Source organism: Neobacillus niacini (assembly GCF_000759675.1).
In the GTDB taxonomy this organism is placed as follows: Bacteria; Bacillota; Bacilli; order Bacillales; family Cytobacillaceae; genus Neobacillus; species Neobacillus niacini_A.
In genome coordinates this window covers 1-308 of record NZ_BAWM01000125.1, presented here as the reverse complement: position 1 = coordinate 308, position 308 = coordinate 1, and the positions used below count along the sequence as shown (strand labels likewise).

The 308-nt window shown below is 40.9% G+C and carries 1 protein-coding gene; it reads left to right on the top strand.

Annotated features, from left to right (window positions below; genetic code table 11):
• Positions 1-308 (top strand): ArsB/NhaD family transporter (locus TR08_RS24940; protein ID WP_274521054.1); only part of this gene is annotated, 308 nt, incomplete at both ends.

Sequence of the window (308 nt, the reverse complement as noted above, 5' to 3'; positions counted from 1 at the left end):
TGGTATATTATCGTTTTCGCTTTCTGTATGTATGTCATTATTTACGGTCTGAATAACATTGGTTTAACAGACTGGTTGATCACTTTCATGAAGCCAATGGTTTCTGGTAGCCTGCTCCATGCGAGTGTCATGATGGGTACCCTACTTTCTGTACTCTCCAATATTTTTAATAATCACCCAGCTCTCATGGTTGGAACACTCACGTTAATGAATATGGATCTAAGTTTACTCGAATTGAAAATTGCCTATCTGGCGAACGTCATAGGCAGCGACATGGGATCGTTACTGCTTCCAATGGGAACACTTGC